Genomic DNA, 17,486 nt, shown 5'->3' with positions numbered 1-17,486 from the left:
ACCGGAGCAGCATGTCACAGCTGGGCGTCGATGCCGCGCAATGCCGCCGCCACGGTTTGCCGACGGATGGCTTCGCGGTCGCCGTCGAACTGGAACAGCTCGGCGCGGGCGTAGCCGCCACGGCGCTTCCAGCCGATCCAGACACAGCCGACCGGCTTGTCCGGGCTGCCGCCGCCGGGGCCGGCGATCCCGGTCACCGCCACCGCAATGCCGGCACCGGAATTGACCAGTGCACCGGAGACCATTTCCAGCACGGTTTCGCGGCTGACCGCGCCGAACTGCTCCAGGGTCTGCGCGCGCACGCCCAGCAGGCGCTGCTTGGCTTCGTAGCTGTAGACCACCATGCCGCAGTCGAAGAACGCCGAGGACCCGGCGATGTCGGTCATGCATTTGGCGATCCAGCCACCGCTGCAGCTTTCAGCGGTCACCAGCTGCAGCGAGGCCTGCTGCAGGCGCTGCCCGAGCGCGGCGGACTGGGCGTTGAGATCGGCGTCGGTGGGGATGGACATCGGCATGACGGTGGGGTGAAGAACCTGCACGTTGTACCGCAGATGACAGGTTGATGTCGCGGGCCGGCGGCACGGTTGCGCTGCCGGCCCACGGCCGGCACTACCGGGCCTTGGTCGCTACCTCACCACTCGGGCAGCTTTTCCGGCAACAGGGCGCGGATCGGCGCGCCGTCGGCACTGGCAGCCAGCTTCTCGGCTTCGGCGATCGGCAGGTCAACCTGCAGCAGCCAGCCCTCTTCATCGGCCTGTTCGCTGCGGATCACTTCCAGCTGGTGCAGGCGCGCGCGCAGGCGGCCGGCATCGGGCGGCAGGCGCAGTTCACCGGTCACGTGCTGCAGGCCCAGGCGCTTGCCCAGCACCGCCTGCAGCAGGTCCAGGCCCCGCCCGTCACGCGCGGAAATCCATACCCGCTCGCGTCGCGATTCATCAGGAATGCCGTCCTGGCCATCGTGGCGGACGTCGGCACCGTCGATGCGGTCGATCTTGTTGAACACCAGCAGCTGCGGCAGATCGCCAGCGCCGACCGCGGTCAGCACCTCGTCGACCTGGGCGATGCGCTCCTCGCGATGCGGATCGGCAGCGTCGACCACGTGCAGCAGGAAGTCCGCTTCGCGCGCCTCTGACAGGGTCGAACGGAACGCGGCAACCAGGTCATGCGGCAGATCACGGACAAAGCCGACGGTATCGGCCAGCACCACGTTGCCGCCAGGGACCGCAATGCGGCGCACGGTCGGGTCCAGCGTGGCAAACAGCTGGTCGGCGGCGTAGGCCTCGGCACCGGTCATGGCATTGAACAGGGTCGACTTGCCGGCGTTGGTGTAGCCCACCAGGGCCACGCGCGGCAGTTCGCTGCGCACGCGCGCACGGCGCATCTGGGTACGCTGCACTTCAACTTTTTCCAGCCGCTTCTGCAGCTGCTCGACCCGCTTCTGCAACAGGCGTCGGTCGGTTTCCAGCTGGGTTTCACCCGGGCCACGCAGGCCGATCGAGCCGCCGCGCTGGCGCTCAAGGTGGGTCCAGCCGCGCACCAGCCGCGTCGCCAGGTGACGCAGCTGCGCCAGCTCGACCTGCAGCTTGCCTTCGTGGCTGTGCGCACGCTGGGCAAAGATGTCCAGGATCAGGCCGGTACGGTCGATCACCCGGCGCTCCAGGAAGCGTTCCAGGTTGCGCTCCTGACCGGGGCTCAACGCATGGTTGACCAGGATCAGGTCTGCGCCGCTGGCATCGGCCGCCGCCTTGATCTCGTCCAGCTTGCCGCTGCCGATCAGGGTCGACGGGTTGGGACGGTCAAGGCGCGCGGTGATCGTCGCGGCGATGCTGGCCCCAGCCGAGCGGGCCAGATCACCGAACTCTTCCAGCACATCGTCTTCCAGCTTGCCGAAATGCGGCTGGATCAACAGGGCGTGTTCGCCCTTTTTCGAGCGGTCAAACATTCACCGCTCCGGTATTACTCGTCTGCTTCATCACCTGCCTGACCACCTTCACCCGATTGCACGTAACCACCGCCCGGACCGACCTTCACGTTGCGTGCCGGGACGACCGTGGAAATGGCGTGCTTGTAGACCATCTGGCTGACCGTGTTGCGTAGCAGGACCACGAACTGGTCAAACGACTCGATCGTGCCCTGCAGCTTGATGCCGTTCACCAGGTACACCGAAACCGGCACGCGTTCGCGCCGCAGTGCGTTCAAGAAAGGATCCTGCAGCGATTGCCCCTTGGACATTGCACACTCCTGATTATTGTTCTTATTGGGTTGCCGACGGTTGCCACGGCCCCCGAGCCGCCCGCCGTCCAATGATGTTACACGGCTGGCGGGGGTTCAGCGTGCGACGAAGGTCGACACCGCGCCGGCCAGGCGCTCGTGGTCGATATGGGGGTCGAACCAGCGCGCATCAAGCTCGCCGCGCAACCAGGTCAGCTGGCGCTTGGCCAGCTGGCGGGTGGCGAAGATCGCCTTGTCACGGAATCGAGCGGCATCCCCCTCCCCGTCCAGGTATTCCCAGGCCTGGCGGTAGCCGACCGCACGCACCGCGGGCAGGTCCAGTGGCGCCTCCACCGCGGCCATTTCCGGCATCGCACGCAACGCCCGCACCTCGTCGAGGAAGCCCTGCGCCAGCATGAGATCGAAGCGGGCCTCGATGCGCCGGTGCAGGACGGCGCGGTCACGCGGGGCCAGGATCAGCTTGAGAGTACGCACCGGCAATGGCGCCACGCCCGGTCGGCGCTGCCATTCACTGATCGGGGTGCCGGTGAGGCGGTAGACCTCCAGCGCCCGCTGGATGCGCTGCGGGTCGGTGGCATGGATGCGCGCAGCGGCGGACGGATCGACCTCCGCCAGTTCCGCGTGCAATGCCGCCCAGCCACGTTCGGCGGCTTCGGCGGCCAATGCAGCACGCAGCGCCGGGGCGGCCTCCGGCATCGGCGACAGGCCCTGCAGCAGGGCGCGGAAGTACAGGCCGGTGCCACCAGCCAGGATCGGCGTTTTGCCGCGCCCCACGATGTCGGCCACGACGCGGCCGGCATCGGCGGCAAACTCGGCCGCCGAATAGGTCTGCCAGGGTTCGCGCAGATCCAGCAGGTGATGCGGGGCCTGCGCACGTTCGGTGGCATCGGGCTTGGCCGAACCGATGTCCAGATGGCGGTAGACCAGCGCCGAATCGACACTGACGATCTCGCCATCCAGCTGCTGTGCCAGGGCAATGGCCGTGGCGGTCTTGCCACTGGCCGTCGGCCCCATCACGGCGATCGCCAATGGCCGCCGGTCGATGCCCATCAGTCTTCGTCCGGCCAGCGGATCGACGGCGCGGCGTCGGTACGCGGCGTCGGCACGGCTTCCACTGCCTGCCAGATCTTCAGCGCATCGACGGTGGCCGCCACGTCGTGCACGCGCACGATGCGCGCGCCGCGCTGGACCGCGATCAGGTGCGCAGCCACCGAAGCGGCCACCCGTTCGGACGGCGTGTCGCGGCCAGTCAGTTCACCGAGACTGCGCTTGCGCGACAGCCCCGCCAGCATCGGCACCCCCAGTTCCAGAAAGCGCTCCGAGCGCGCCAGCAGGGTCATGTTGTGGGCGGTGGTCTTGCCGAAACCAAAGCCGAGATCGACCAGCAGGTTTTTCTTGGCGATGCCGGCCATTTCCGCAGCGAACAGGCGCTGCACGAGGAACCCGTGCACCTCGGCAACGACGTCGTCGTAGTGCGGATCAGCCTGCATGTGGCCGGGCTCGCCCTGCATGTGCATCAACACCACCGGCACGCCGGCTTCAGCGGCGGCGTCCAGCGCACCCTCCTGGCGCAGGCCATAGATGTCATTGATCATGCCCGCGCCGGCGGCCACGGCCGCACGCATCACCTCCGGCTTGAAGGTGTCGATGCTGATCGGCACCGCGGTGCGGGCGGCCAACTGCTCGACTACCGGAATCACGCGCCGCAGCTCCTCCTCGACCGACACCGATGCAGCGCCCGGACGGGTGGATTCGCCGCCGATATCGAGCAGGTCGGCGCCTTCCTCGACCAGCTTCAGGCCATGTGCAACCGCGGCCTCGGTGGTGTCGTGCGCGCCGCCGTCGGAGAACGAGTCCGGAGTGACGTTGACGATGCCCATGACCCGGGCACGGTCCAGGCGCAGGATGCTGCCGGCGCAATCGAGCTGGGGCGAGGTATCGAACATGGGCAATCCTGCAGGGACAACGGCGGGTAGTTTAGTTCGGCAGGGCGGCGCCCTGCACCCGCAGAGGCCAGAGCGACAGCAACAGCCAGAGCAACAGCGGGTCTGCTGGGGAATGGCGGGGTGGGTCCGGTTGCGGGGGGCGCTGCAAGTACGTCCATGTAAGCTCGGTCGCCGCATCCATGCGGCTCACGCCCCCGCAACCGGACCCACCCCGCCTTCGACAGATTTCCGCAATCTGCCCGCACTTCTGTAGAGCCGAGCCATGCTCGGCTCAAATCTCACAGATATCGAGATATTCGATTTAGATGGAAAGTCATCCACGCATCGCGTGGATCTACGTGTCGACCAAGGTCGACACCTACCAACAGCGACCAGGATCTGTCAGAGGTGGGGCGGTGTCGGAGTGCGGGGTGTCAGCCGCATGGATGCGGCTGCCAAGCCCCCATGGACGGGTTCACGGCGTCCCCGCACTCCGACACCGCCCCGCCATCCCACGGAATGCCGCTGTCGCTGTTGCTGTTGCTGTGCTGTTGCTCCGGCTCGAAGCGGGTGCAGGGCGCAGCCCTGCCGCCACCCTCAACGGCGGCGGCGCTTGCGGTCCACGTACAGGGTCTTGGCGATGCTCAGCACGATGCCGACCGCGATACCCACCACGCAGCCCAGCAGCAGGTTGTCGGCACCCAGGCCTACCCCCACGCCCACCACGGTGGCGATGACCATCTCGACGGTGTGGGAAATCGGTTCGGGCTTCGGGGCGGACATGCGGGCTCCAGCGTCAGTTCGGTGCTTCGGAAGGGGCCGATGGCCCGGAAACGACGAAGCCGGGTTGCCCCGGCCTCGTCTGGTGTCACGTGCAGCGGACCGTCAGTGCGATTCGGCCGGACCTGCGATCGGCGGCAGCGGACGGGCGTCGCCACCCTTGTCGTTGCCACCATCCTTGTTCGACTTGTTCCAGCCGGCCGGCGGCGGCGGATCGCGACCTTCCATGATGGCGTCGATCTGCGGCGCGTCGATGGTCTCGTACTGCAGCAGCAGCTGCGACATGGCGTGCAGCTTGTCCAGGTTGGCCGTCATCAGCTCGGTGGTGCGTGCGTAGGCCTCGTCGAGGATGTTGCGCACTTCCTCGTCGATGCGGCGCGCGGTGTCGTTGGACACGCTCTTGTGCTGGGTGACCGAGCGGCCCAGGAACACCTCGTCGTCCTCTTCGCCATAGGCGATCGGACCGAGCTGGTCGGACAGGCCCCACTTGGTGACCATGTTGCGGGCCATCTTGGTGGCGCGCTCGATATCGTTGGAGGCGCCCGTGGTGACCTTGTCGGCACCGAAGATCAATTCCTCGGCAACGCGGCCACCGTACAGCGAGCACAGCTGCGACTTGATCGCGACGCGGTTCATCGAGTACTTGTCGCCTTCCGGCAGGTACATGGTCACACCCAGCGCACGACCGCGCGGAATGATGGTGACCTTGTAGACCGGGTCATGCTCGGGCACCAGGCGGCCGACGATGGCGTGGCCCGCTTCGTGGTAGGCGGTGAGGGTCTTCTCCTCCTCGCTCATGGCCATCGAGCGGCGCTCGGCACCCATCAGGATCTTGTCGCGGGCACGGTCGAAGTGGTCCATGCGGACTTCCTTCTCGTTGCCACGCGCGGCGAACAGCGCCGCCTCGTTGCAGAGGTTGGCCAGATCGGCACCGGAGAAGCCCGGGGTACCGCGCGCGATCACCATCGGCTCGACGTCGTCGGCCAGCGGCAGCTTGCGCATGTGCACCTTCAGGATGTGCTCGCGGCCCTTCACGTCCGGCAGGCCCACCACGACCTGGCGGTCGAAACGGCCCGGACGCAGCAGCGCCGGGTCCAGCACGTCCGGACGGTTGGTCGCGGCGATCACGATCACGCCCTCGCCACCCTCGAAGCCGTCCATCTCGACCAGCAACTGGTTCAGGGTCTGCTCGCGCTCGTCATGACCGCCGCCCAGGCCGGCACCACGGTGGCGACCGACGGCGTCGATTTCGTCGATGAAGATGATGCACGGGGCATGCTTCTTGGCCTGCTCGAACATGTCGCGCACGCGGCTGGCGCCGACGCCGACGAACATTTCCACGAAGTCCGAACCGGAGATCGAGAAGAACGGCACCTTGGCTTCGCCGGCGATGGCCTTGGCCAGCAGCGTCTTGCCGGTACCCGGCGGGCCCACCATCAGCACGCCGCGCGGAATCTTGCCGCCCAGCTTGGTGAACTTGGACGGGTCGCGCAGGAAGTCGACCAGCTCGCCTACTTCTTCCTTGGCCTCGTCGCAGCCGGCGACGTCGGCGAAGGTGACCTTGATCTGGTCTTCGCCCTGCAGCTTGGCGCGCGACTTGCCGAAGGACATCGCGCCCTTGGCCCCGCCGCCACCGCCCTGCATCTGGCGCATGATGAACAACCAGAAGCCGATGATCAGGATGACCGGCAGGAAATTCATCAGGATCGCGCCCAGGGAGATGCCGCTGGACGGCTCTTCCTGCACGATCTCCACGTTCTTGGTACGCAGCACGTTGATCAGGTCACGATCAAACGGTGCGGTGATGGTGGACGACTGCCCACCGCGGGTGGTGTAGGTCAGCTGGCTGGTGCCGCCGCGCATGTCGCCGCCGAAGGCGACCTTCTGCACGTTGCCGCTGTCCACCTGGTCCAGGAACTGCGAGTACGACGCACCCTGCGCCCCGGCCCCGGAGGTCTTGGGCGAGAAGCTCTGGAAGACCACCATCAGCACGACGGCGACGACCACCCATAGCAGGAGGTTCTTGGTCAAGTCGTTCATCCTCATTGGCTCCGGTGTTCCTCTTAGTGCTGGCGTTGCGTTGGGGTCGAACTTGCGTACGTTGCGAGCTTACTTCATGTGGGCGCGTTTTCCCTGACCCAAGGCATACACCTCGGGAGAGCGCTTGCGCGAGGCTTCCGGCTTGCGGATGGAGACCTTGTCGTACCTGCGGCGCATTTCGCGCACATAGTCGTCAAAGCCTTCGCCCTGGAACAGCTTGATCAGGAATGCCCCACCGGTCTTCAGGTGGTTGTCGGCAAAATCCAGGGCCAGCTCCGCCAGGTGCATCATCCGCGGCTGGTCGACCGCGCCCACACCACTCTTATTGGGGGCCATGTCCGACAGCACAAGGTCTACCGGCTGATCCCCGAGCATGGCTTCAAACTGAGATAGGACGGCTTCTTCCCTGAAGTCACCATGAAGGAACTCCACGCCGGCCAGCGGCGGCATGTCCAGGATGTCCAGCGCCAGCACACGGCCGGTGTCGCCGATCTGTCTCCTGACCTGCTGAGACCAGCCCCCCGGGGCCGCCCCCAGGTCGACCACCACCATGTGCGGCTTCAGCAACCGGTCACGTTCGAGCAGTTCTTCGAGCTTGTAGGCGGCGCGCGAGCGCATGCCTTCGGCCTGCGCCTTCTTCACGAAGGGGTCGGAGAAGTGTTCCTTGAGCCAGCGCTGGCTGCTTTTGCTGCGGGTTGCCATTGAAAATAGGGGCTGATGGGGTCCTCATGATACCCTGATCGCCCCATTCAACCGTGTTTTCCTGCATGTCCATCGCCCTGACCGCCTCCCAGACCCGTTTCCTGCGCGGCCAAGCCCACGACCTGAAGGCCCTGCTGCAGACCGGCGGCAAGGGTGTGACCCCGGCCTTCATCGCTGAGCTGAACGAAGTGCTGGAGCGCCATGAGCTGGTCAAGGTGAAGGTCGCTGCCGAGGACCGCGACGCCCGTGACGCGATGATCAGCGAGATCGTCGCAGCCACCGAAAGCGCGCTTGTGCAGCGCATCGGCCACGTTGCCGTGCTGTACCGCCCGAGCAAGGAACAGCGCCAGATCGTGCTGCCGCGCGGCTGATCGCCCTACTGCCATGCAGCTGAACCACGAACCGCCTGATTACGCCTACAGCCTGCGCGCCGCCGACGGCCGCTCGGCGCGGGTCAACGACCAGGCGCTGGGCAGCAGCTTCTTCCTGACCCCGGACCAGCTGGTCGAGCACTGGCCGGTGAAGCAGGCCGCCGAACTGCAGCTGGCCGACCTGGAGCCGATCCTGGCACTGAACCCGGCGCTGATCGTGCTTGGCACCGGCGACCGCCAGGTGTTCCCGCCGGCCGTGGTGATGGCCGCGTGCCTGTCGCGCGGCATCGGCCTGGAAGTGATGAACAATGCGGCCGCCGCACGCACCTTCAATATCCTGGCCGCCGAAGGCCGCAAGGTCGCCGCCGCCTTCATCCTGGAAGGCTGAGTTCGAGTCGCCGGGTGCGCCCCGGCGCTAGCTGCCCGAAGCTGTGCAGCGGAAGGCCGAGAATTCCTTGAGCCGGCCAATCAGGTTGCCACCCCGCCCCCAGCGGATATCCATGACCTTCCAGTCGCGGTCCTGGCGCTGCAGCAGGACCCGGTCGGTCCAGCGATAGTCGCCTACGGCCATGTCAACGCGGATCCAGGTGGCGTCACCGCTCGATGCGGGCATTCCTACGGATATCGTTTCCGGTCGATCCGGTGCCAGCAGATATGGGCTCTGGTCGAGCATGTGCGGCTTTTCGTCGCGCGCGGCCAGCGCGCTGCAGGCCCGTTCGTAAGCGCGCTGGGCATCAACGGCTGCGCGCAGGGCATTGCCCAGCAGTGGCGGAATGGCTGTTTCGTTCGACGCCGGCGCCTGGATGGTGTCATAGAGACGGGTGACCACGTCACGCGGATCGCTGGCTGCTGCGGCCAGCGGCGCGACGATGAGCAGTACGAGAGCGGAAGCAATGCGGAACATGCGGCACCGGGGCGGATGGGAGCACTCGAGAATGCCGGGTATTCCATCCGCCGTGAAGGTGAGCCTGCGACACACAAGATCGCAAGCGACGGCATCTCTGCGGCACCCGCCGAGTCGAGCGTGGCTTGACGCTACAGGTCAGGAGGGCCGGGCATGGCCCGGCGCTACCCGATCCAACGGCCATCAGCGTGCCGGCAGGTACTGCTGCGGGTCGACCGGCTTGCCGTTGTAGCGGGTGAGCCGACGGCGTTTGCGGCCCATGGGCCGCGCCGTCGGCGAACGCCCGGCGCGCTGCGCCGGGCCGGGGATCCGCCCGTAGGTCGAATCCGCCTATCAGCGTGCCGGCAGGTACTGCTGCGGGTCGACCGGCTTGCCGTTGTAGCGGATCTCGAAGTGGACCATGTCGCGGTTCGCTCCGGTGCGGCCCATCTCGGCGATCTGCTCACCCGCCTTCACGCTCTGGCCTTCATTCACCAGGCGCTTGCGGTTGTGGCCATAGGCCGACAGCCATTGATCACTGTGCTTGATGATGATCAGCTCGCCATAACCGACCAGGCCGGCACCGGAATACACCACCACGCCATTGGCCGTGGCCTTCACCGCCTGGCCGCTGGTGCCGGCGATGTCCACGCCCTGCTTGGTCGCGTCGCCAGCCACGTAACGGCCAACGATCGCGCCATCGGCCGGCCAGCGCCAGGCGATATTGCTCTTCACCGGACCCGCCGGTGCAGTGGTCGGCGCGGTGCTGCCGGCACTGCTGCCACCGGAACGCGGCGCGGTGACCACCGTGGTCGGCGCGCGGCCGCCACTGGCACCGGCCGGATACAGCCGGATCACCTGGCCCGGATGGATCGTCGAGGGGTTGTCCAAGCTGTTCCAGGCGATCAGATCGGCCGGAGTGATGTCATGGATGCGGGCCAGCGCATAGATGGTGTCACCCTTGCGCACCACCACGGTCTGCCCGGGCTTGGGCACCGAGGTCTTCGGCGTGGTCACGCCCCCGCCGCTGCTGCCGCCGCCACCGGGGCGGACCACAGTCGCGGTGCCACAGGCGGCCAGGGTGGAAACCAGCAACGCCAGCGCGCCGATGCGCACTCCCTTGCTCAGACGATCAGGACTCATGCGAACTTCGACCTCCATACAAGCCAGGCGATCAGCACCACCACCAACGCAGTGGCGATCCAGCCCAGCGGTTCAATCCAGCGGCGCAGCGCCGCTTCGGCACGCGCACCACCGATCCGGATGACCGCGGCCAGCACATACACGCGCTTGCCACGACCGATCAGCATGCTCAGCAGGTACTGCGGCATCGGTACGCCGACGATACCCGATGCCCACGTGAAGACCTTCATCGGGATCGGCATGAAGCCGCCCAGCACCAGGAAGGTGAACACCGCCCACGGCGATTCGGCCATCTTTGCCTGCACGGTGGTGATGCCCTGCTCGATCGCCGGCAGCATGCCCATCGCCTCGAACAGTGGCTTGATCGCCTCGAAGGCGAAATGGCCCAGTGCGTAGCCGATCAGCGCGCCGGCCATCGAACCGGCCAGGCTGAGGGTGGCAAACCACCAGCCCCGCTTGGGCTGGGCCACGCACATCGGCGCCAGCATCACCTCCGGCATCACCGGGAAGATGATCGCCTCGAAGAAGCTCAACACCGTCAGGTAGGTCGGCGCGCGTTCGTGCGCCGCCCACTTCATCGCCCGCTCGTACAGCGGCCCGAAAATCTTCATGCAACCCTGCTCCGTGGATTAGTCGAGCATGCCAGACAGCAGCGGCACGAAGGTGACCGGCGCCAGCACGCGTTGTTCGATGCTGCCGTCGGCCTTGCGGTCCAGCTGTACCAGCGACTGCGCTCCGGGGCCGCCGACCGGCGCCACCAACCGGCCGCCTTCGGCCAGCTGTTCGACCAGTGCGTCGACCAGCGCCGGCGCCGCAGCGGTGACCACGATGGCATCGAACGGGCCGTGCTCGGCCCAGCCGACGCGACCGTCGTCATGCTTGGTGCGGATGTTCATGCCCAGCGCCCGGAAGCGCTTGCGCGCCTGCCGCAGCAGATCACCGATGCGCTCCACGGTGTAGACCTCCAGCCCCAGCGCGCCGAGGATGGCCGCCTGGTAGCCGGAACCCGTGCCAACCTCCAGCACCCGCTTCGGCGCACCCTGCAGCACCGCCTCGGTCATCCGCGCCACGACCCACGGCTGCGAAATGGTCTGCCCGTGGCCGATGGGCAGCGCGGTGTCTTCGTAGGCGCGCGAGGCCAGCGCCTCGTCGATGAACAGATGGCGCGGCACCACCCGGATCGCATTCAAGGTGGGCTCGTCGACGATGCCGGCCTCGCGCAGGCGATCGACCAGGCGATCACGCACGCGCTGCGAGGTCATGCCGATGCCGACAGCTTCCGGCTGCAGGCGCAGGCGCGGACTCATGCCGGCCGGTCCAGTGCGGCGCTGAGGCCGCCGACCCAGCTGGCCACCTTCTCCAGCGCCTGGTAGCGGGTCAGGTCGACCTGGATCGGGGTGATCGAGATATGCCCGGTGCGCACCGCGTGGAAGTCGGTGCCGGGGCCGGAGTCCTGCTCACGGCCAGCCGGGCCGATCCAGTACACCTCGTTGCCGCGCGGGTCCTTCTGCGCGATGCAGCCTTCTGCGCGATGGCGGTTGCCGAGCCGGGTGACTTCAAAACCCTTGACCTCGTTCCACGGGAGGTCCGGCACATTGACGTTGAGGATGGTGTCGGCCGGCAGCGGATCGGCCTTGAGCCGGGCGACGATTTCCACGGCGGCACGCGCAGCGGTCTCGAAGTGCTTCGGATCGTGGTTGCGGCTGACCAGCGAGACCGCCACTGCCGGCAGGCCGAGGAAGCGACCTTCCATTGCCGCCGAGACGGTGCCGGAATAGATCACGTCATCGCCCAGGTTGGCGGCGTTGTTGATGCCGGACACGACAATGTCGGGCTCGAACTCCAGCAGGCCGGTCAGCGCCAGATGCACGCAGTCGGTGGGCGTACCGGCTACCGAAACGGTGTAATGGTCGATGCGCTTGAGGCGGATCGGCAGGTCCAGGGTGAGCGAGTTGCTGGCGCCGGAGCGGTCGCGGTCGGGTGCGACCACCGTGACTTCGTGGCCTGCCTCGCGCAGGACCGAGGCCAGCATCCGGATGCCTGCGGCGTCAACGCCGTCGTCGTTACTGACCAGGATTCGCATCTTCGATTTAACCGCTTGATTTTCCAAGAATTCGATTCCGTCACCGTGCAGTGTGGGCGGGACCGCCGTACTCCCCTGCGGAAGCCGTCGACCCTGCAAGGGCATCGTCTATTGTGCCGCATGCGAGCCGCGGGTCCTACCCTGCCGGCGGTCACGGCCGACATCGAACCGTCATAGGCAGACCTGCGCCGGCGGTTTACCCTGTGCGCATGTCGCACCCTGAAGACGAAGATCCGGCCGCCCTGTTCCGTGCGGCCATCGGCGAAGTGACGCCGCTGCGCAAGGATGCCGAGCCGGCCCCGGCCGCGCCGCGGCCCAAGCCGCGCGCGCGCATGGCCGAACGTGACGAGGCCGAAGCGGCTGGCGAATTCGCCCGGCTGCTGCGCGACAGCTCGCCACTGGAAGCCGGCGACGTGGCCAGCTATCGGCGCGACAATCTGCCGCCGCGCCTGTTCCAGCGGCTGAAGCGTGGACAGTATTCGGTGCAGGACGAACTGGACCTGCATGGCGCCACCGCCGCGCAGGCCGAATCGCTGCTGCGTCAGTTCCTGCTGGAAGCGCATGCCCACGAATATGGCTGCGTACGCATCATCCACGGCAAGGGCCTGCAGTCCGATGGCGGCGCGCCGGTGCTGAAGAACCTGGTCGATCGCCATCTGCGCCTGCGCAACGATGTGCTGGCGTTCCATTCGGCACCGACCGGGCAAGGCGGTACCGGCGCGGTGCTGGTGCTGCTGGCGCGGCGCTGAAGAAGAGCACGCACGACGGGAATGGCGTAGACCACGCTTACAGACTGTGATGCCGCGCGGGAATCAAGCGATTCGCGCAGCAGGTTGCAAGCATTCTGATAGCCGGCTGGAAAACGGATGCCGTTCAATCCGTGTGTCCCCTGACCTGAGGTTGCGGGACACCTACATTCCTCAAGGAGTTCGGCTGATGAACAAGATCCCCGTTTTGATCGGCAGCACCCTGCTCGCCCTGATCGTCGCGCTGCCCGCTGGCGCACGCCCACAGGGTTCGATGAGCGGATTTTCACCAAAGGCAACCGATGCGGAATGCGAGCAGGCCTTCAGGCAGTCATCAGCCGCACGCAGTTGCAGCCTTCACTACATGGTGGCGATTGGTGCCAACCTGTGCGAGTTCAGGGCCGAATGCCTGCGCGACGATGGCCGGACGATTTCTGCGACCTACAAGCTACCGGTGAGCTCACTACCGTCTCTCCGGAACTGCAACGGCTGGCTGCAGCAGGGTTCCTGCTGAGCCTGGCATGGCGTGGATCCATCAGGATCCACGCCATGCACGCGATGCGAAGCCCACCGATGGTCAGAGCCTCCCACGGCATCCGCACTTTGGTCACCGATGGTTAGGCCCCGTGGCTCGCGTCTTCGACCGGGCCGAGTTCGTGCAGCACGGCGGTGGCGTAGCAGCCCGGCGGCAGTGCGAATGACAGTTCCAGCACGTCATCGGCCAGCCACTCATGCTGCAGCAAGGCCGGTCGCAGGCGCAGCGCGCGGCGCTCCTGCTTCAGGCGTGCGTCTTCCAGGCCGGCCCGCAGCGCTTTCGATTCCTCATCGTCCAGCGCGCCCAATTCGAGCTCACGTGCAGCATCGGTGCTGCGCAGCTCGCCCTCGCCCCACAGCGGTGCGCTGGGATGGATGTCGAAGCGCGCCAGGCGCTCGGCCAGTACATCGGTATAGGGCTCGGGTCCGAACACGCTGCGGCTGCCGTCCAGCATCCACACTTCCCCGTCCAGCGGCTGGTCCCAGCTGCCCTGCTCCACCCGCGCGGCCAGCACGCGGTTGAACAGTGCGGAACGGGCGGCCGACAGCAGCAGCGAACGCTGGTCCTTGCGCATGCGGCGTCCACCGAACATCGCCAGGGCCGCAGGCACGTTGCCGCCGTCGCGGCCGAAGCGCTGCTCACCGAACCAGTTCGGCAGGCCGCGCTCGGCAATCTGCTGCAGGCGCTCGCTGATCGCTGCGCGATCCCCCTTCACGTCGCGCAGCACCAGCTTGAAGCGATTGCCTGCCAATGCGCCGCGCTGCAGCTTGCGGTTGTGCCAGGTGGCGTCGAGCACTTCGATCTCATCACTGGCCAGCGCAGCGAGATCCGGCGCGATGCGCTTGGGCAGGTGCACGCTGAAGCGCTGGGTGGTGATCGCGTGGCGGTCCTTCATGCCGGCATAGCTGACCGCCATTTCCGGCAAACCGGCCCACGCCGCCAGCAGCTTGGCCACGTGCACGGTATTGGCACCGCGCTTGCGGATGTGCAGCAGCAGGTGCTCGCCTTCGCCGGTGGCCTCGAAGGCCGGCAGTTCGTCGACCTGGAAATCTTCAGGGGTGCTGCGGATGCGTGCGGTGAGCAGCGGCGCACCGAACGCCAGCGGTACCGGAATCATGCCGCCACCAGCAGCACCACCGCCTGCGCGGCGATGCCCTCACCACGGCCGGTGAAGCCAAGCTTTTCCGAGGTGGTGGCCTTGACGCTGACCGCGTCCAGCGGCAGCTGCAGCAGCCCGCCGATGCGCTCGCGCATCGCCAGCGCATGCGGTCCGACCTTCGGCCGCTCGCAGATCACGGTGATGTCGGTGTTGCCGACGCGCCAGCCGCGCTCACGCAGCAGACTGTCACAGTGGCGCACGAAATCGCTGCTGTCGGCGCCCTTCCAGCGGTCGTCACTGGGCGGGAAATGCTGGCCGATGTCACCCAGCGCCAGCGCGCCGAGCATGGCATCGCACAGGGCATGCAGGATCACGTCGCCGTCGCTGTGCGCGAGCACGCCGCAGCTGTGTGGCACGTTCACGCCGCCAAGCATGATGTGGTCGCCTTCGCCGAAGGCATGGACGTCGTAGCCCTGGCCGATGCGGACGGGCGGGAACGGTGCGGTGCTCATGGATGCAACCCTTGCTGCAGGGCCGCGCGGGCAATCAGCCGGCGCGGCGGGAAAGTACGAATTCGAACCGGTCCAGATCGGCCGGGGTGGTGACCTTGAAGTTGTCCTCGCTGCCTTCCACCAGCAACGGGCGCTGGCCCTGGCGCTCCATGGCCATGGCCTCGTCGGTGACCTCGACACCGGCCGCCGCAGCCTCGGACAACGCACGGCTGAGCTGGTGACGACGGAACAGCTGCGGGGTCAGCGCACGCCACAGCCGTTCGCGCGGCTCGGTGCCATCGATGCCACCATCGTCGCCCGCACGCTTGAGCGTATCGCGCACCGGCGCGGCCAGGATCGCGCCGACCGGATCGGCACGACCCACCTCAAGCAGGCGACCGAGATCGGCCAGCGACAGGTTCGGCCGCGCGGCGTCGTGGACCAGCACGAACTCATCGGCGCGCACCGACTCCGGCAGCGCCTGCAACCCGGCCAGTACCGAAGCAGCGCGGGTCGCGCCGCCGATGCAGGTCAGCACCGGCTTGCCCGCCCACTCGGTCCAGCCCGGCCAGTCGGCGTCGTCCTGCCCGACCACCACCATCGCTCCGGCCACGGCCGGATGCGCCAGCAGCGCGTCCAGGGTGTGGGCGAGCAGGATCTGCCCGCCGGCCTGCAGGTACTGCTTGGGCAGTGGCGCGCCAAAGCGGGTGCCTCGGCCGGCGGCCGGAACCACCACCCAGATCGCCGCGCTCACGGCACGTCCGCCGGATGTTCGGCGGCCTGGGCATTGGCGCTTGCTGCCGACTGCGCCGGGGCAACCGGCGCATCTTCGACCACGCGGTAGAACTTCTCGCCGGGCTTGATCATGCCCAGCTCGCTGCGTGCGCGCTCCTCGATGGCGGACTGGCCTTCCTTGAGGTCCTTCACTTCGGCAGCAAGCGCATCGTTGCGCTGCTGCAGGCCCTCATTGTCCCGCTCCTGGTTGGCGACCTGTGCTTCGAGCATCATCACTTCGCCCGAATTGCCCGGACCGAACCAGAAGCGGTACTGCAGCCAGCCCAGCAGCAGGGCCAGCACCAGCAGCATCCAGCGCCAGTCGCGCATCGGCTCAGCGCTTCAGCGAAACGAACGCGTCACGACCGGCGTAACGCGCGCCGGCGCCGAGGGCTTCCTCGATACGCAGCAGCTGGTTGTACTTGGCCACGCGATCGCTGCGGCACAGCGAGCCGGTCTTGATCTGGGTGGCGGTGGTGGCCACCGAGATGTCGGCGATGGTGGTGTCTTCGGTTTCGCCCGAACGGTGCGAGACCACGGCGGCATAGCCGGCACGGTCGGCCATGGCGATCGCTTCCAGGGTTTCGCTGAGGGTGCCGATCTGGTTGACCTTGATCAGGATCGCGTTGGCGGTGCCCGAGTCGATGCCTTCCTGGAAGATCTTCGGGTTGGTCACGAACAGATCGTCACCGACCAGCTGCACCTTCTTGCCGATGCGATCGGTCAGCAGCTTCCAGCCGGCCCAGTCGTTCTCGGCCAGGCCGTCTTCGATGGTGATGATCGGGTACTGCGCGGCCCAGTCGGCAAGGAAGTCGACGAACTGCTCGGAAGTCAGGCGCTTGTTCTCGCCGACCAGGTTGTACTTGCCGTTCTCGAAGAATTCGCTGGAGGCCACGTCCAGGCCCAGCAGCACGTCTTCACCGGCGGTGTAGCCGGCCTTGCCGATGGCTTCGAGGATGGTGTCCAGCGCTTCGACGTTGCTGCGGAAGTCCGGTGCGAAGCCGCCTTCATCGCCGACCGCCGTGCTCAGGCCGTGGCCCTTCAGCACCGACTTCAGCGAATGGAAGATCTCGGTGCCGGCACGCAGCGCTTCGGAGAACGAGGTGAAGCCCACCGGCAGCACCATGAATTCCTGGAAGTCGACGTTGTTGTCGGCATGTGCGCCGCCGTTGATGATGTTCATCATCGGCACCGGCAGCGACGGGGTCACGCCGGTCTTGGCAGCCAGGTACTGCCACAGCGCCTGCTTGTTCGAAGCGGCGGCAGCGTGCGCGGCAGCCATCGAAACACCCAGCAGCGCGTTGGCGCCCAGGCGGCCCTTGTTCTCGGTGCCGTCGAGGTCGATCAGGCGACGGTCGAGGCCAGCCTGGTCGGTGGCTTCAAAACCCTTCAGCGCGTTGGCAATGGCGCCGTTGACGTTGTCGACGGCCTTGCGCACGCCCTTGCCCAGGTAACGGGTCTTGTCGCCGTCACGCAGCTCGACCGCTTCCTTGGTGCCGGTCGAGGCGCCGGAGGGAACCGCGGCACGACCGAACGAACCGTCCTCCAGGATGACTTCGGCTTCCAGCGTGGGGTTGCCACGGCTGTCGAGGATTTCACGGGCGTGGATGCTGCGGATCGTACTCATGGTCGGGCCGGTTACCTGTATGGAGAGGGGGCGACAAAACGAATGCCGCGTGATT

Annotated in this window: 22 protein-coding genes; 4 read left to right on the top strand and 18 right to left on the bottom strand. The window is 67.0% G+C overall.

Annotated features, from left to right (window positions below; translation table 11 throughout):
* Positions 1-14: 14 nt before the first annotated feature.
* The 8 genes from N440_RS05425 to rlmE all read right to left on the bottom strand — a co-directional run bounded on the left by N440_RS05425 (position 15) and on the right by rlmE (position 7,679).
* On the bottom strand, positions 15-509 hold the full coding sequence (locus N440_RS05425; RefSeq protein ID WP_133934341.1) for a nicotinamide-nucleotide amidohydrolase family protein: 495 nt from the start codon (positions 507-509) through the stop codon (positions 15-17).
* A 122-nt stretch (positions 510-631) separates the two neighbouring features.
* Positions 632-1,942 carry a ribosome rescue GTPase HflX gene (hflX, locus tag N440_RS05420; protein ID WP_049457707.1) on the bottom strand — a complete coding sequence of 437 codons (1,311 nt, stop codon included), beginning with the start codon at positions 1,940-1,942 and terminating at the stop codon, positions 632-634.
* Positions 1,943-1,956: 14 nt separating this feature from the next.
* Entirely contained in the window at positions 1,957-2,232 is a 276-nt protein-coding gene (gene hfq / locus N440_RS05415; RefSeq protein WP_004152891.1) for an RNA chaperone Hfq, read from the bottom strand.
* A gap of 96 nt (positions 2,233-2,328) precedes the next feature.
* Positions 2,329-3,282 (bottom strand): tRNA (adenosine(37)-N6)-dimethylallyltransferase MiaA, encoded by a 954-nt coding sequence (miaA, locus tag N440_RS05410; protein ID WP_133934340.1) that lies wholly within the window; start codon positions 3,280-3,282, stop codon positions 2,329-2,331.
* On the bottom strand, positions 3,282-4,178 hold the full coding sequence (folP, locus tag N440_RS05405) for a dihydropteroate synthase (protein ID WP_133934339.1): 897 nt from the start codon (positions 4,176-4,178) through the stop codon (positions 3,282-3,284). The genes miaA and folP overlap by 1 nt, the downstream gene beginning before the upstream one ends.
* Before the next feature lie 576 nt (positions 4,179-4,754).
* A complete protein-coding gene (locus N440_RS05400; protein WP_008265807.1) occupies positions 4,755-4,940 on the bottom strand; it encodes a hypothetical protein in 186 nt (61 codons plus the stop codon).
* A 102-nt stretch (positions 4,941-5,042) separates the two neighbouring features.
* On the bottom strand, positions 5,043-6,977 hold the full coding sequence (ftsH, locus tag N440_RS05395) for an ATP-dependent zinc metalloprotease FtsH (RefSeq protein WP_014036751.1): 1,935 nt from the start codon (positions 6,975-6,977) through the stop codon (positions 5,043-5,045).
* Between the two features lie 69 nt (positions 6,978-7,046).
* Positions 7,047-7,679: a 23S rRNA (uridine(2552)-2'-O)-methyltransferase RlmE gene (gene rlmE / locus N440_RS05390; protein WP_006431652.1), complete on the bottom strand. Its 633-nt coding sequence runs from the start codon at positions 7,677-7,679 to the stop codon at positions 7,047-7,049.
* A gap of 65 nt (positions 7,680-7,744) precedes the next feature.
* Between rlmE and yhbY the strand changes: the two genes are divergently transcribed.
* Positions 7,745-8,050 (top strand): ribosome assembly RNA-binding protein YhbY, encoded by a 306-nt coding sequence (gene yhbY, locus N440_RS05385; protein ID WP_133934338.1) that lies wholly within the window; start codon positions 7,745-7,747, stop codon positions 8,048-8,050.
* A gap of 13 nt (positions 8,051-8,063) precedes the next feature.
* Positions 8,064-8,438 carry an Mth938-like domain-containing protein gene (locus N440_RS05380; RefSeq protein ID WP_133934337.1) on the top strand — a complete coding sequence of 125 codons (375 nt, stop codon included), beginning with the start codon at positions 8,064-8,066 and terminating at the stop codon, positions 8,436-8,438.
* A gap of 27 nt (positions 8,439-8,465) precedes the next feature.
* On the opposite strand, the gene N440_RS05375 is transcribed toward N440_RS05380, so the two are convergent.
* The 5 genes from N440_RS05375 to surE all read right to left on the bottom strand — a co-directional run bounded on the left by N440_RS05375 (position 8,466) and on the right by surE (position 12,159).
* Positions 8,466-8,954 carry a hypothetical protein gene (locus tag N440_RS05375; RefSeq protein WP_133934336.1) on the bottom strand — a complete coding sequence of 163 codons (489 nt, stop codon included), beginning with the start codon at positions 8,952-8,954 and terminating at the stop codon, positions 8,466-8,468.
* 333 nt (positions 8,955-9,287) lie between these two features.
* Positions 9,288-10,076, bottom strand: a complete 789-nt coding sequence (locus tag N440_RS05370) for a peptidoglycan DD-metalloendopeptidase family protein (RefSeq protein ID WP_133934335.1) — start codon at positions 10,074-10,076, stop codon at positions 9,288-9,290.
* Positions 10,073-10,687, bottom strand: coding sequence for a YqaA family protein (locus N440_RS05365; protein WP_133934334.1), 615 nt, complete (start codon positions 10,685-10,687; stop codon positions 10,073-10,075). The genes N440_RS05370 and N440_RS05365 overlap by 4 nt, the downstream gene beginning before the upstream one ends.
* An 18-nt stretch (positions 10,688-10,705) precedes the next feature.
* Positions 10,706-11,383: a protein-L-isoaspartate(D-aspartate) O-methyltransferase gene (locus N440_RS05360; protein ID WP_006431541.1), complete on the bottom strand. Its 678-nt coding sequence runs from the start codon at positions 11,381-11,383 to the stop codon at positions 10,706-10,708.
* Positions 11,380-12,159 (bottom strand): 5'/3'-nucleotidase SurE, encoded by a 780-nt coding sequence (gene surE / locus N440_RS05355; protein WP_008266466.1) that lies wholly within the window; start codon positions 12,157-12,159, stop codon positions 11,380-11,382. The genes N440_RS05360 and surE overlap by 4 nt, the downstream gene beginning before the upstream one ends.
* A 209-nt stretch (positions 12,160-12,368) precedes the next feature.
* On the opposite strand from surE, the gene N440_RS05350 reads away from it, so the two are divergent.
* On the top strand, positions 12,369-12,908 hold the full coding sequence (locus N440_RS05350) for a Smr/MutS family protein (RefSeq protein WP_049458012.1): 540 nt from the start codon (positions 12,369-12,371) through the stop codon (positions 12,906-12,908).
* 187 nt (positions 12,909-13,095) lie between these two features.
* Positions 13,096-13,419, top strand: coding sequence for a hypothetical protein (locus N440_RS05345; RefSeq protein ID WP_133934333.1), 324 nt, complete (start codon positions 13,096-13,098; stop codon positions 13,417-13,419).
* Positions 13,420-13,522: 103 nt separating this feature from the next.
* On the opposite strand, the gene truD is transcribed toward N440_RS05345, so the two are convergent.
* The 5 genes from truD to eno are packed head-to-tail and all read right to left on the bottom strand — an operon-like array spanning position 13,523 to position 17,431.
* Positions 13,523-14,557 carry a tRNA pseudouridine(13) synthase TruD gene (gene truD / locus N440_RS05340; protein WP_133934332.1) on the bottom strand — a complete coding sequence of 345 codons (1,035 nt, stop codon included), beginning with the start codon at positions 14,555-14,557 and terminating at the stop codon, positions 13,523-13,525.
* Positions 14,554-15,051: a 2-C-methyl-D-erythritol 2,4-cyclodiphosphate synthase gene (gene ispF, locus N440_RS05335; RefSeq protein WP_005409005.1), complete on the bottom strand. Its 498-nt coding sequence runs from the start codon at positions 15,049-15,051 to the stop codon at positions 14,554-14,556. Before ispF ends, truD begins: the two co-directional genes overlap by 4 nt.
* Positions 15,052-15,085: 34 nt before the next feature.
* Positions 15,086-15,784 (bottom strand): 2-C-methyl-D-erythritol 4-phosphate cytidylyltransferase, encoded by a 699-nt coding sequence (gene ispD / locus N440_RS05330; protein ID WP_053449344.1) that lies wholly within the window; start codon positions 15,782-15,784, stop codon positions 15,086-15,088.
* Positions 15,781-16,134, bottom strand: coding sequence for a cell division protein FtsB (gene ftsB / locus N440_RS05325; RefSeq protein ID WP_133934331.1), 354 nt, complete (start codon positions 16,132-16,134; stop codon positions 15,781-15,783). Before ftsB ends, ispD begins: the two co-directional genes overlap by 4 nt.
* A gap of 4 nt (positions 16,135-16,138) precedes the next feature.
* Entirely contained in the window at positions 16,139-17,431 is a 1,293-nt protein-coding gene (gene eno / locus N440_RS05320) for a phosphopyruvate hydratase (protein ID WP_008266559.1), read from the bottom strand.
* Between the last annotated feature and the right edge of the window lie 55 nt (positions 17,432-17,486).

This window comes from Stenotrophomonas sp. CC22-02, from assembly GCF_004365115.1.
Lineage (GTDB): Bacteria > Pseudomonadota > Gammaproteobacteria > Xanthomonadales > Xanthomonadaceae > Stenotrophomonas > Stenotrophomonas forensis.
Note: the sequence above shows the minus strand (reverse complement) of the source record. Positions and strands in the feature narration are given on the sequence as shown.